This window comes from Nostoc sp. JL23 (assembly GCF_017115065.1).
Taxonomy (GTDB): domain Bacteria; phylum Cyanobacteriota; class Cyanobacteriia; order Cyanobacteriales; family Nostocaceae; genus Nostoc; species Nostoc punctiforme_A.
This window is the reverse complement of sequence record NZ_JABXKN010000059.1, coordinates 69,432-82,765: the sequence shown is the minus strand read 5'-3', so window position 1 is coordinate 82,765 and position 13,334 is coordinate 69,432. Positions and strand designations below refer to the sequence as shown.

Here is a 13,334-nt window from a genome sequence, read left to right as displayed (position 1 = left end):
TGACCAATGACTAATGACTAATAACTAATGACTAATGACTCTTGACTAAAAAACTATGCTGCCGGAACAACAACAGCGGATTTTGGGTTACTTTATCGAAGAAGCCAGGGATCACCTGAATACCATTGAGCAAGGCTTGCTGAATTTAGAGGGTACTCTGAACGACCCGGAAATGATCAGTGAGGTCTTCCGGGCTGCTCACTCCATCAAAGGAGGAGCGGCGATGCTTGGATTGACTAGCATCCAGCATACCTCCCACCGTCTGGAAGATTGTTTCAAAATTCTCAAAGATAATCCGGTTCAGATTGACCAAAAGCTAGAGTCTTTATTTCTTGGTGTCTCTGATACCCTAAAATCCCTGTTAGAGCATTTGAGTGGGCCTTATGGTCTTTCTGAAGATGCAGCTAATACTTTGATGTCAGAAACTGAGCCAGTCTTTCAATGGCTGTATCAGCATCTGGCACTACTTGTAGAACAAGCAAAGAGTGGAGTAGGCAGCAGTTCTGACGCAACAGAACTTACAACCTCTATAGAGAATGTCTCCACACTTACAGAAATTTTCATGCGGCGAGATATTCCCGATCTGGTAGAAGACACCCATCAGGAATCTCTAAACTCGGTAGCACCCCAAGAGGCACTAGACGCTCGCGGACTCGCTAACGCTGCGCTATCCCCAGTCACCGCTAAAGAAAATAATAACTGGAGCGAGTTTCAAGCCCAAGTGCTGCAAACACTGCGGGAAATGTTGCAATTATTTAAGCAAACTACAACATCTTCAACTCGGCAAAACCTCCAGCAATGCTGTCACCAGTTAGTCAAACTTGGTGAAACTTGGAATTTGTGCAAATGGTGTGGTTTATGTCAAGCAGCAGCCAGTGCGATCGGCAATCCCGAAAATACTTATCTGACTTTAGCTAAAATTGTCATTACCGAAATCAAACAAGCTCAAGAATTAGTCCTGCAAGGTAGAGAAGCCGAAATTACAATTAGTCAGCAACTAGAAGCACTTTTGAGCTTTGCAGAACTTGAGTTATTAGAAGTTACCCCTGGTTTGTTTGATGAACAGTCTGCGGCTTTCACAGAATCAGAGTCAATTCTATCTGGTAACACCGAGCCGTTAGCCCAGACAACTGAAGAACTGAATCTAGACAAAGATAGCAGCGATCGCGCAGCGTTAGCGAGTCCACAAGCGTCTGGCTACGCCAACGTCAAAGGCGATCGCCCCTCCCTTCAGTTACAAGGAACACCACTAAATGAAAGTAGAAACACTAGTCTGACTTTCATCACACATGACGAAGCACATCCAATCAGTAACAATCTTGACTCCAGTGGGCCAGAAGTAGGAATAGCTGAGTTAAATACCCTTGCCGATTTATTTGACGGTGAGACTCCCGAACTAGATGAAAGCTGGCATCAAGAAGAAACCTTAGATATTGTTACTACTGATGATTTTGGAATTGATTTGAGCAGCACTGAGGCTGAAGACATTCATAACGATTTATCTGACTTACTCTCCTTTAATGAAGATATAAGCAACGCGCTACACCCAACAACCACAGCGACAACAGAAGATTTATCCCTGTTATTTGGCGACCATTTCCTAGAAAAAGATAATTCAGAACCGCAAAATCAACAAACATCTGCTACGCCTCTAGAGTTGAGCGATATTAACGAATTTGATATAAATTTAGACTCATCCTCTTCCGAAATTTTACAAGAATTTATTGATATTCCTAGTGATACAAACCAGACTACTGGCGAGATTATCGAAAATAGTTTAGTTGAAGATTTATTGACACTGGGGTTAGATGATAAACTATTGCCAACAGGCGAAATCACTCAACCAGAAACTGAGCCGTTCACCAGTGTAGAACTATCTACCAACCAACAAAATAATTTTGATAACTTATTCTTAGAAACTAAAAATGCAAATTGGGTAGAAGAAATTACCCCTAGTGACTACATGGAATTACCCCAGCCAACAGACTTGTCTTTAGACAACCTGTTTGCTGAAATGGAAGAACAGCCACAACTATCGACAAGTGAACTAGAAATCAATGATTTATTTGATACGCCTCCAGTAACAGAACCTGAGTTTTCTGAATCAGAAAATGATCTGAGCAACTTCTGGAACCAGGAAACCACAAAGGAAAAGGACGAATTCGATTCCTTAATTGAGCAGAATGTGGAGAGGGCGTTAGATGAAAGTCTTTTTACTGCGGCGGCTGATGACATTTTTGCTGATAATCAGCAGTCCATATCTTCTCCTATAGCCAGTTTTGATATAGAAGAAGATTTTGATATTAATTTCCAGAATCAAGAACAGCTAGATTTAATATTATCATCAGATTCTGGAGATAATTTATTTGATGAATTAACATCAAGTAGCTCAACTATTTCTCCTGTAATCAACGATACCTCCACAAGTGAAACGCTTTTGTTCGCACAGCATCCTGGGGAAGAAAGTCTCAGACCGCAACAACCAGAATCTTTAGATTTTGTTCCAGAATTTGCTAATCAGACTCCAGAGATATCTGCTGTTGATCTGGAAGTTAATTTATTAGGCTCTTTCGATGAGAATCCGCAACCGCTGTTTGAAGATGTCGCTACAAATGACTTGACCTATATTCAGATGGACACCACAGAAAATAATGTGGATGAACTATCAGAAACCATCAGTTTTGGGGAAAATGCAGATTCAGCATCATCTGAAGCACAGCCAAGTGATTTATTCGGCTCTTTCGATGAGAATCCGCAACCGCTGTTTGAAGATGTCGCTACAAATGACTTGACCTATATTCAGATGGACACCACAGAAAATAATGTGGATGAACTATCAGAAACCATCAGTTTTGGGGAAAATGCAGATTCAGCATCATCTGAAGCACAGCCAAGTGATTTATTCGGCTCTTTCGATGAGAATCCGCAACCGCTGTTTGAAGATGTCGCTACAAATGACTTGACCTATATTCAGATGGACACCACAGAGAATAATGTGGATGAACTATCAGAAACCATCAGCTTTGGGGAAAGTTCAGATTCAGCATCATCTGAAGCACAGCCAAGTGATTTATTCGGCTCTTTCGATGAGAATCCGCAACCGCTGTTTGAAGATGTCGCTACAAATGACTTGACCTATATTCAGATGGACACCACAGAAAATAATGTGGATGAACTATCAGAAACCATCAGTTTTGGGGAAAATGCAGATTCAGCATCATTCCAAGCACAGCTAGGTGATTTGTTCGACTCTGAAGATGTCGCCACAAATGAATTGACCTATATTCAGATGGACACCACAGAGAATACTGTGGATGAACTATCAGAAACTATCAGTTTTGGGGAAAGTTCAGATTCAGCATCATTCCAAGCACAGCTAGGTGATTTGTTCGACTCTGAGGATGTCGCTACAACTGAATTGACCTATATTCAGATGGACACCACAGAGAATAATGTGGATGAACTATCAGAAACCATCAGCTTTGGGGAAACTTCAGATTCAGCCTACACAAGCCCAGAACTTTTAGAGACAGAGGAAAATAATAATTTAGAAACTACCTTTGAGTTAACAGAAAATACAGTTGTTGAAAATAATTTATTGTTTACAGAAACCACTGAAATAGTTGCTCAAGAAGATGAATTTGCAGACTTGGCAGCATTATTAGGAGAGGACGTAGCGCCCATCCCTAAAGTTAAGAAGATACCAGAAGTAGATTTTGCTGCCCTGGAAGACTTGCTAAGTACAGATAACAACAGCGATGTCTACGACGGGCTACGCCAACGCCAGCCCTTCAACACTCAACCAGTCTCAGCTAAAAATGCTATTCCATCACCAGCCATAAAAGATGAATTTGGTGACTTAGAGAAGTTGCTGGCAGAAGCGAATCAAACAATATCCCATTCTACTGTAGTAAAATCGAACACCAACAAAACTAATGGTCCCTCTACTCGTCGGGCTGCGAGATTTGAAGAAACGATGAAAGTTCCAGTGAAGCAACTGGACGATATGAGTAATTTAGTTGGGGAGTTGGTGGTAAATCGTAATACCTTAGAGCAGGATCATGAACGACTGCGACAGTCATTAGATAACTTGCTGATTCAGGTACAACAACTCTCGGATGTAGGGGCAAGGATGCAAGAGTTGTACGAGCGATCGCTACTGGAAGCGTCTCTGTTAGCTGGACGCAAAAAGAAAGACACCGGCGGCTTCCAAGTGCCTGATTCCAATGCCGATCGGGGTTTTAGCGAGCTAGAAATGGATCGTTTTACTCCCTTCCACACACTCTCACAGCAGATGATTGAGCGCATTGTACGAGTGCGTGAGTCGGCTAGTGACATTGATTTTGTTACCGAAGAAACCGAACGAGTCGCCAGGCAGTTCCGCCAAGTAACCACCCAGCTACAAGAGGGATTAACTAGAGCGCGAATGGTGCCTTTTGCTCAAACTATTGATCGCTGGCGGCGAGGAGTACGCGACAACGCCATCAAGTGTGGCAAACAAGTAGAGTTGGTGATCGAAGGTGGCGATACCTTAATTGACAAGATGATTTTGGATCATCTGACCGATCCACTGACTCACATGTTGAATAATGCGATCGCTCACGGTATTGAAACGCCAGAAGAGAGACATGCTACTGGTAAACCACCTGTAGGAATCATTACTATCCGTGCCTTCCACCAAGGCAACCAAACGATCATATCTGTAGGCGATGATGGTGCAGGTATCGATTCCGCCAGGGTTAAGGCTAAGGCGGTGAAGATTGGCATGATTACAGAAGCGCAGGCAAAAGCGATGTCTCGTCTGGAAGTCTACGATCTACTGTTCCAGTCTGGTTTTACGATTAAAGACCAAGCCGATGAAATTTCTGGTCGTGGCGTGGGTATGGACGTAGTGCGCTCCGAGATTAGCGAAATTCGGGGAACAGTTAACACCGATTCTGCGATCGGTAAGGGAACCACCTTCACGATTCGTTTACCACTGACTCTAAGTATTTGTAAAGCTCTCTGCTGCGTCTCCGATCGCGCCAGAATCGCCTTCCCGATGGATGGTGTAGAAGATACGCTGGATATTCCAGTCAAAAATATTCAGCATGATGCCAATGGGCAATCATTTATTTCCTGGCGCGATACGGTGCTACCATTCCGACCTCTGAAGGAACTTTTAACCTTCAATCGCCAAATCAGTCGCGGTAATGTCTATGGCGGTACCAGAGATGATGATATGGTTTCTGTGGTTGTGGTGCGATCGGCAAATACCCTGATTGCTCTACAGATTGACCTGGTGTTAAGCGAACAAGAAATTGTAATTAAGCAATTTGAAGGCCCAGCACCTAAACCCATTGGTGTCGCTGGTGCTACAGTCCTGGGTGATGGTCGGATTATGCCCATTGCTGACGTACTAGAAATAATTGACATCTTCCAGGGACGAATTTCTACACAAGCTGGTGGCAATTCTTGGCAACAAAAACTCACTCCTCCTGATACCTCTCCCGCGAAGATTGACCCGACAGTGCTGATTGTCGATGACTCAATCACAGTCCGAGAATTACTATCCCTGACATTTAACAAAGCCGGTTATCGCGTAGAACAGGCACGTGACGGTCAGGAAGCTTGGGATAAACTCCGCTCTGGTCTGCCTTGCGATATCGTATTTTGCGACATCGAAATGCCGCGTTGCGATGGACTGGAATTACTCTCTCGCATCCAGAAAGACTCTAACCTTAACCACTTACCGATCGCAATGCTCACCTCGCGCGGTGCAGACAAGCACAGACAAATTGCCGCTCAACTCGGTGCTAGTGGCTACTTTACCAAGCCCTACCTCGAAGAAGCTCTACTTGAAGCCGCGGCGCGGATGCTGAAAGGAGAGAAGCTCGTTAACTAAATCAACCAAAAGATTTAGATTTGAGGGAAAAGTGTACACGCTTCTACCTCGATTAAAGCTGATACTATTCTTTAGTAGTACAATTGTTCTGTAAGCAAAAATAGCACGTATTGCCCCGTCAGAAGCCGGGGCTTTCTTTTTGAGAACAATTAGAGTGTATACCCCAAGTCTTAGGTCTATCTTTGTAGTATGTAGAGAAGCACTTTGACCTAAGACTATGCCTTCTTCTGAAAAATCTCTCACTTACCCAACCAGCCATCAGAGCAATCAAGCTGATAATTACCACGGTACTTTAGTCGCAGATCCTTACCGTTGGTTAGAAGATCCTGACTCCGAAGAAACAAGAACTTGGATTGAGGCACAAAATCAAGTTACTTTTGGCTACCTGAGTGAAATTCCTGCTAGGGAAAAAATTAAACAGCGCCTCACCAAACTTTGGGATTATGAAAAATACGGTATTCCTTTTAAAGAAGGCGAACGTTACTTTTATTTCAAAAATGACGGACTGCAAAATCAAAGTGTCTTTTACACCTTGAAAACCCTCGACGACCAACCTCAAGTTTTACTCGATCCTAATAAACTCTCAGAAGATGGCACTGTTGCTCTTTCGGGATTATCGATTAGCGAGGATGGTAAGCTTTTAGCTTATGGTCTATCTTCCTCCGGTTCTGATTGGCAAGAGTGGAAAGTACGCAACGTTGAAACTGGTGAAGACCTCCAAGACCATCTGAAGTGGATTAAATTCTCTGGCGCATCTTGGACACACGATCATCAAGGTTTTTTCTACAGTCGCTACGATGAACCAAATGAAAAAACTCGATTAGAAGATGTTAACTATTATCAAAAGCTCTACTATCATCAACTAGGTAAACCCCAATCAGAAGACGTACTAATTTATCATCGTCCTGACCAAAAGCAATGGGGTTTTAGTGGTGGTGTTACTGAAGATGGACGCTATCTAATAATTTCAATTTGGCTAGGCACTGACTTTAAAAATTTAGTTTTTTCCAAAGACTTAACTAATCCTAATGCGGAAGTTGTAGAACTAATTAACCAATTTGAGGCAGATTATAGCTTTATCGACAATGATGATAGCGTCTTTTATTTTCGCACAGATTTAAATGCACCACGGGGAAGGGTTATTGCGATTGATACGAAAAACCCTGCACCAGAAAATTGGCAAGAAATCATTCCCCAATCTGCGGAGACTCTGGAAAGCGTCGGTATACTTAATAATCAGTTCGTTGCAGATTACCTCAAAGATGCTCACAGTCAAATCAAAATTTTTGACCTCAAAGGTGCATTTATTCGAGAGGTAGAACTACCCGGACTCGGTTCAGCCGGAGGCTTTAATGGTAAGCGTTATGATACTGAAACTTTTTATAGTTTTACCAGCTTTACCATACCAGGCACTATTTATCGCTACGACATGGTGACAGGAAAAAGTGAGGTTTTCCGTCAACCGCAGGTAGATTTTAATCCTGATGAATACGAGACAAAACAAGTCTTTTATCACAGCAAAGATGGTACTCGAGTACCAATGTTTATTACGCACAAAAAGGGCATTAAATTAGATGGAAATAACCCTACTTATCTCTATGCCTATGGTGGTTTTAATGCTTCAATGACACCCAGTTTTTCTGTAAGTCTATTGGTGTGGATGGAGATGGGTGGTGTCTATGCGATGCCTAATATCCGCGGCGGTGGAGAATACGGCGAAGAATGGCATCAAGCAGGAATAAAGGATCAAAAGCAGAATGTCTTTGATGACTTTATTGGTGCTGCTGAGTGGTTGATTGCTAACAAGTATACTAAGACTGAGAAGCTAGCGATCGCAGGTGGTAGTAACGGCGGTTTATTAGTGGGTGCTTGTATAACGCAACGTCCCGATTTGTTTGGTGCAGCTTTACCCGCCGTCGGCGTTATGGATATGTTGCGATTCCACAAATTTACCATCGGTTGGGCTTGGACTTCTGAATATGGTTCTGCGGATAATCCAGAAGAGTTTCCAGCCCTGTATGCTTATTCGCCATTACATAACATCAAACCAAATACAGCTTACCCAGCAACCTTAATTACTACAGCCGATCATGACGATCGCGTTGTCCCTGCTCATAGTTTCAAATTTGCCGCCGCTTTGCAAGAGGCTCACACTGGTGATGCGCCAACGCTAATTAGAATTGAGACTAAAGCAGGACATGGTGCGGGTAAACCCACGGCTAAAATTATCGAGGAAGCCGCAGACAAATGGGCTTTTTTGGTACGTGTTTTGGATGTGAAATTTTAGCAACTTTGTAGGGTGGGCATTGCCTACCCTACGCGACTAAACTAACTATTGCCCTTACTAACTTTTCTGGCTCTACAGGTTTTGTAATGTGAGTTTGAAATCCTACCTGAAGTGCTCTTTTTTGGTCAATTTCTGCGGCATAAGCAGTCAGTGCGATCGCCCGAATGTTTCCTCCTTGATTCGGTGAGCGAGATCGAATCTGCTGCATCAGCATATAGCCGTCCATCTCAGGCATACCTATGTCACTCACTAACACGTCAGGAGTGAACTGCTCTAGAGCTTGCAAAGCTTCTAAGCCAGAAGCGACGGCTGTCACATTTGCCCCGCTTTGTGACAGCACAAATGCCTGAAACTCGCGGGTATCTGGCTCATCATCCACCAGCAAAATTTGAACGCCGTCTAAAGGCACTTCAGCTTCTGTCTGGGTGGGGATTGGCTCAGATGCGATCGATGTTGCCTGCTGCATGAGGGGCAATTGGATGATGAAAGTTGCGCCTTGATTCTCACCCTGACTTTCTGCTGTCACCCTGCCCCCGTGCATTTCGACAATTTGCCGCACGATCGCTAGCCCCAATCCCAACCCGCCAAATTTGCGTGTCGTTGAGCCGTCTTCTTGCCGAAAATACTCAAAGACATGGGGCAAAAACCGTGGATTGATGCCCTTGCCAGTATCGATTACCTGAATCTGAGCTAGCCCATCGAATTGCCGCAGTTCAATCGTCACTTGTCCGCCGTTGGGTGTGAACTTAACCGCATTGGTAAGCAAATTCCACACCACTTGCTGCAATCGGGCTACATCGCCAGAAATCAGAGCGATCTCAGGGTCAAGATCGAGAGCGATCGCAATATTTTTTGCTTCTGCTGCTAAACGCACCGTTTCAATGGCGGCAGAAATCACAAAAGTCAAACTTACCGGAGCCGCTGTTAAGCTTAGTTTGCCCTGCATGATGCGTGAGATGTCGAGCAAGTCTTCGATTAGTTGCTTCTGTAGATTGGCATTGCGCTCGATCGTTTTCAAGGCTTCGGCTCTACGGGCTTCGCTCAGTTTGCCGTTTTGTAGTAAGCGTGTCCAGCCTAAAATTGGGTTGAGAGGCGATCGCAATTCATGGGACAGCACCGCCAAAAACTCATCTTTGATCCGGTTGGCGCGATCGGCTGCTTCTCTGGCAACCTGCTCTTGTGTCAGCAGTCGTTCCCGTTCAGTTTCAGCTTGCTTGCGGTCAGTGATATCTGCCAGTGCCCCAGGAAAAGCCAGCGGTCTGCCATCAGCCGCATATTCAACGCGACCGCGTGCTGCTAGCCAGCGTTCCTCACCTGCCGCTGTATAAACGCGGTACTCAGCGGTATATTCTTCACCAGTTTCGATCGCCTGGTTAATAGCTGCAACCACTCGTGGACAGTCTTCTTCGTGCATTGCTTGTACAAACAGTTCGATCGGCAAGCCAGTCGCCGCCGTCTCTGGGTCAACACCAAACAGAAGGGCAAAGGCTTTATTCACAATCACGCGATCCTCAGGAATCTGCCACCGCCATGTGTAAATGGCTCCTGCTGCTAAAGCAGACTCTAATTGCACTTGCGCTTCCCGCAGGTCTTGTTCTGCCTGTTTGCGATCGCTAATATCTTTAAAGACAATGGCAACTTTTCGCGCTTGCGGCTCATCCGTGCAACAGGCATAGACATCAAACCAACGGTTCAGGGTTTTGGAGCTATTTTCAAACCGAATGGATTCACCCGTCAGAGCGACTTGACCGTAAATTTCAATCCAGTGATCTTCTAAATTTAACTGACGCGCTGTTTTACCAACAGCTTGTTGAATTCCCGTTTGTTGCTCAAAGGTGGGATTGATCTCTAAGAAGCGGTAGTCGATCGGCGTATCATTTTCGTCAAGTAGCACTTCAACAATGCAGAAGCCTTCATCAATCGACTCAAACAGCGTCCGGTAGCGTTCTTCTGATTGACGCAGGGCGGCTTCGGCTTGAATTTGCTCGGTAACATTCCTGAAATAAACGGTGATGCCATTTGGGGCGGGGTAGGTGCGAACTTCGTACCAGCGATCGTGATCTGGGTAAAACGCAGTCATTGACGCAGCCACACGATCACGCATGGTGCTCAAGTAGACCTGCGCCAACTCATTGCCAATCAGTCCTAGATACTCTGACCACAAATTCTTGCCAACTAAATCGTCTGGAGTGCGATCGAGTAGTGTTTCGGCAGATGGATTCAGATAGGTAAAGTGCCAGTTCTCATCCAGTGCAAAGAAAGCTTCAGCGATGCTCTCCAGAATATTTCGAGTCTGCTCCTCGCTTTGGCGCAAGGCTTGCTCTACTTTTTTGCGCTCGGTGATATCTCGCGTTACACCTGCCACTGCTTCTACTGCGCCGTTTATGCCCAAAAGTGGCACGAAAATGTATTCATAGGCGCGCGTGCCGATTGCGCTAGTGTAGGGTGTTTCATCATTTATCGGCTGGCGCGTGGCGATCGCCTGTTGAATCTGTTGCTGAAGTCGGGTCGCTAAATCGGTTGGATAATCCAGCTCAAAAAAGTTCTTTCCCAAAGCTTCATCCGAAGTTTTCTGCCAAAGATTGAGTAACGCCGGGCTGATATACGTGAACCGTCCCGCCAAATCAAAGGTGTAAATAAAATCGGGAATTGCAGCGGCGATCGCGTCGAACTTCCGCAGTTGCCTTTCGAGTTCGGTGCGGTTCTCGCGTAATGCTGCTTCAGCACGGGCACGCTCGACGGCTGCCCACGTTTGCGCTGCTGTTTCCTCGACTAGTCTCACGTCATCTTCCGTCCACTGGCGAGGGTTTGCCTGATGCACCGCCAGCAACGCGACAAATTGATCGTTCTTGATCAACGGCACATCAATATGCGCGGCAATATCAATCGTTTGATACCTTGCCTTCTCGCTAGCTGTGTATTTAGAGTAGTTGGTCACATCGGGAACGATCGCCGTTCGCCCCGCTCGATGGTCATCTGTCAGGTTGCGCCCAAAGTCTTCTAGATGGTACAGTCCGTTCAGTTCGGCAATGCCGTTCGTGTAGTTTTTATGAACGATGACCTCTTTGCCGTCCGGTAACACTTCAATGTAAATAACGCGGCTTGCCCCTAGAGACTCGCCCAGAACAAAGGCAGCGATCGCCTGAATCTCATTAGCGTCAGTCAGCGGGCGTAGCGCATTGGTGAGCTTGACTCGAAACGCATCAGCTTGAGCAGCTTGACGCAAGGCATCTGTTGATGTGCGCTCCGGCAGCAGATCGGATTCTAGCTGCTGGACTCGATCTAATTCTGTTAATAGGATCTGCACAGCCGTTTTTAGGCTGTCCGACCAGGTTTCGACGGTTCCTAGCGGCGTTTGCGACCAATCGTGCGATCTCAACAATGCACCTATCTCGCCGCCACCAACAAAGAGGTTTTCAGCCTTGGTGCGATCGCCAGCCCATCCCTGGCGGTGTCGCATTTCCCGTTCTAAAGCCTTAACTATTAAATCATTAAATGATTCGCTACCTTCCTTGAGTTTCCTGGCTTTTGCAAGCAAGTCAGGCGGAAAACAGATTGTTAAGGCTTCGCGTTCCATAGCAATGAGTGTAACTAGAATATGGATACCATTTATTGTATTGTGCCCATAGAATAGTAAGATTAGGTTTGCTTCTACTCTCCTTATCTGCAATCAGAGAGTGAGTTTTAATATTGATAGATGAGTTAAAATTAAATCAATCCCTCACTCTAGGCAAATATTAATTATGAAATGGGAAGAAGTTTGCGAACACAAACAATTACAAGATTTACCCTTCAAAATTGAATTAAATAAATGGGGTCAAATCGTTATGAGTCCAGTCAAAATTAAATATTCTTTTTATCAAGGAAGAATCCAACGGTTATTGGAATCTTTATTGAATACAGGAGAAGTAATGCCAGAATGTGCTATCAACACATCAGATGGTGTGAAAGTTGCTGATGTTGTCTGGTGTTCAGAAGAAAGATTTTCTCAAATTGAAGATGAAGTATCAGCCTCTATTGCACCAGAAATTTGTGTAGAAGTCAAATCAATCGGTAACACTTTGGAAGAAATGGAATTTAAAAGAAATTTATATTTAGAAGCTCAAGCTATTGAAGTATGGTTATGTAATGAGCAAGGTCAAATTAAATTTTATAATGAACAAGGTGAATTAGAGCAATCTTTGTTAGTTCCTCAGTTTCCTAAGCAAATTAAACGATAATTGTAGAGAATAGGGGAGAGAGCGTAGTTTACCGCCGTAGGCATTGCCTAAATTACTTATTTTTAAAATGCATCTTAAAAGTAGTGATAATCTTTATTAAAAATTGCATAAAAAGAAACTTGACTTAATTTAAATTATCATCTATTTCATAAATAACGCGATATTAACCTTGACAAAAACTTAAGTGATAATGGTGAAGGCAAACAATTATTTACCTTCACCCTCAATACGGTTTGGTTAAGGTTTTTTGATGAAAATTCTAGATCGTTAAAGATGCGATAAATCACTGTTTATACGAAGGACTGATTATTGTAGAGACGGCGATTCATCGCGTCTTACCTTAACCGAACAGTATTACCGCTTTTCCCGATGCGAACAAGAAGTTTAATATTTTTATCCTTCTTATGTAGTTAAAACGCGACAGCTTGGGCTGTACCAGTCAAATGGATTGTCGTATAAGTTTGTCTTTGCCCTTGGTTGAATTTAGGAATCACAGAAAAGAGGTTTGTTGTTGTGATTCCCTTAGTTTCTACTGCGGCTGAGTTGCTTTTTCCAAGGTTTACACGGGGTAAGATCAAAGTAAACACGGTATTGCCAGTATCTACTGTCTTACGGATAGTTACAGTTACTAGTGTACCAATCTCTGTTTCTACACTATGGATCTGCTCAGTACCTTGAAAGTTTAATGTCTGTTGCTTATCTTTATAGGTAAAAAGGGGCTTGCCAATAAAGCTTGTCGTTGAGTAACTAATGCTGACATTCTTACCTTGAAACTGGTATAAATTTGGTACTACTTCTGAGGCATTAGCTGATAATACAGGTATTGCTGTTAACAGCATACCTAATGTGAACGAGCCAATTAAGTTTATTGTTTGCATATCTAAAAAAGTTTTTGCTAGTTTGACAGAGATGCTTACCCGAATAGGATGACAATAGGTATCAA

At 43.9% G+C, this 13,334-nt stretch carries 5 protein-coding genes; 3 read left to right on the top strand and 2 right to left on the bottom strand.

Going from position 1 to position 13,334, the window contains the following annotated elements:
* Positions 1–55 precede the first annotated feature (55 nt).
* Positions 56–5,884 carry a response regulator gene (locus HWQ42_RS12095; RefSeq protein WP_292812260.1) on the top strand — a complete coding sequence of 1,943 codons (5,829 nt, stop codon included), beginning with the start codon at positions 56–58 and terminating at the stop codon, positions 5,882–5,884.
* Between the two features lie 217 nt (positions 5,885–6,101).
* Positions 6,102–8,171 carry a prolyl oligopeptidase family protein gene (locus HWQ42_RS12090; RefSeq protein WP_292812257.1) on the top strand — a complete coding sequence of 690 codons (2,070 nt, stop codon included), beginning with the start codon at positions 6,102–6,104 and terminating at the stop codon, positions 8,169–8,171.
* A 28-nt stretch (positions 8,172–8,199) separates the two neighbouring features.
* On the opposite strand, the gene HWQ42_RS12085 is transcribed toward HWQ42_RS12090, so the two are convergent.
* Positions 8,200–11,748 carry a YlcI/YnfO family protein gene (locus HWQ42_RS12085; RefSeq protein WP_292812254.1) on the bottom strand — a complete coding sequence of 1,183 codons (3,549 nt, stop codon included), beginning with the start codon at positions 11,746–11,748 and terminating at the stop codon, positions 8,200–8,202.
* Between the two features lie 166 nt (positions 11,749–11,914).
* On the opposite strand from HWQ42_RS12085, the gene HWQ42_RS12080 reads away from it, so the two are divergent.
* Positions 11,915–12,391 carry a Uma2 family endonuclease gene (locus HWQ42_RS12080; RefSeq protein ID WP_292812252.1) on the top strand — a complete coding sequence of 159 codons (477 nt, stop codon included), beginning with the start codon at positions 11,915–11,917 and terminating at the stop codon, positions 12,389–12,391.
* Positions 12,392–12,801: 410 nt separating this feature from the next.
* Here HWQ42_RS12080 and HWQ42_RS12075 read toward each other — a convergent pair whose 3' ends face one another.
* Positions 12,802–13,269: a hypothetical protein gene (locus tag HWQ42_RS12075; protein WP_292812250.1), complete on the bottom strand. Its 468-nt coding sequence runs from the start codon at positions 13,267–13,269 to the stop codon at positions 12,802–12,804.
* Between the last annotated feature and the right edge of the window lie 65 nt (positions 13,270–13,334).

Bases quoted from the DNA above. Each gene is read 5' to 3' on its own strand.
- HWQ42_RS12095 (WP_292812260.1), top strand. From the start codon at position 56: ATGCTGCCGGAACAACAACAGCGGATTTTGGGTTACTTTATCGAAGAA.
- HWQ42_RS12090 (WP_292812257.1), top strand. From the start codon at position 6,102: ATGCCTTCTTCTGAAAAATCTCTCACTTACCCAACCAGCCATCAGAGC.
- HWQ42_RS12085 (WP_292812254.1), bottom strand. From the start codon at position 11,748: ATGGAACGCGAAGCCTTAACAATCTGTTTTCCGCCTGACTTGCTTGCA.
- HWQ42_RS12080 (WP_292812252.1), top strand. From the start codon at position 11,915: ATGAAATGGGAAGAAGTTTGCGAACACAAACAATTACAAGATTTACCC.
- HWQ42_RS12075 (WP_292812250.1), bottom strand. From the start codon at position 13,269: ATGCAAACAATAAACTTAATTGGCTCGTTCACATTAGGTATGCTGTTA.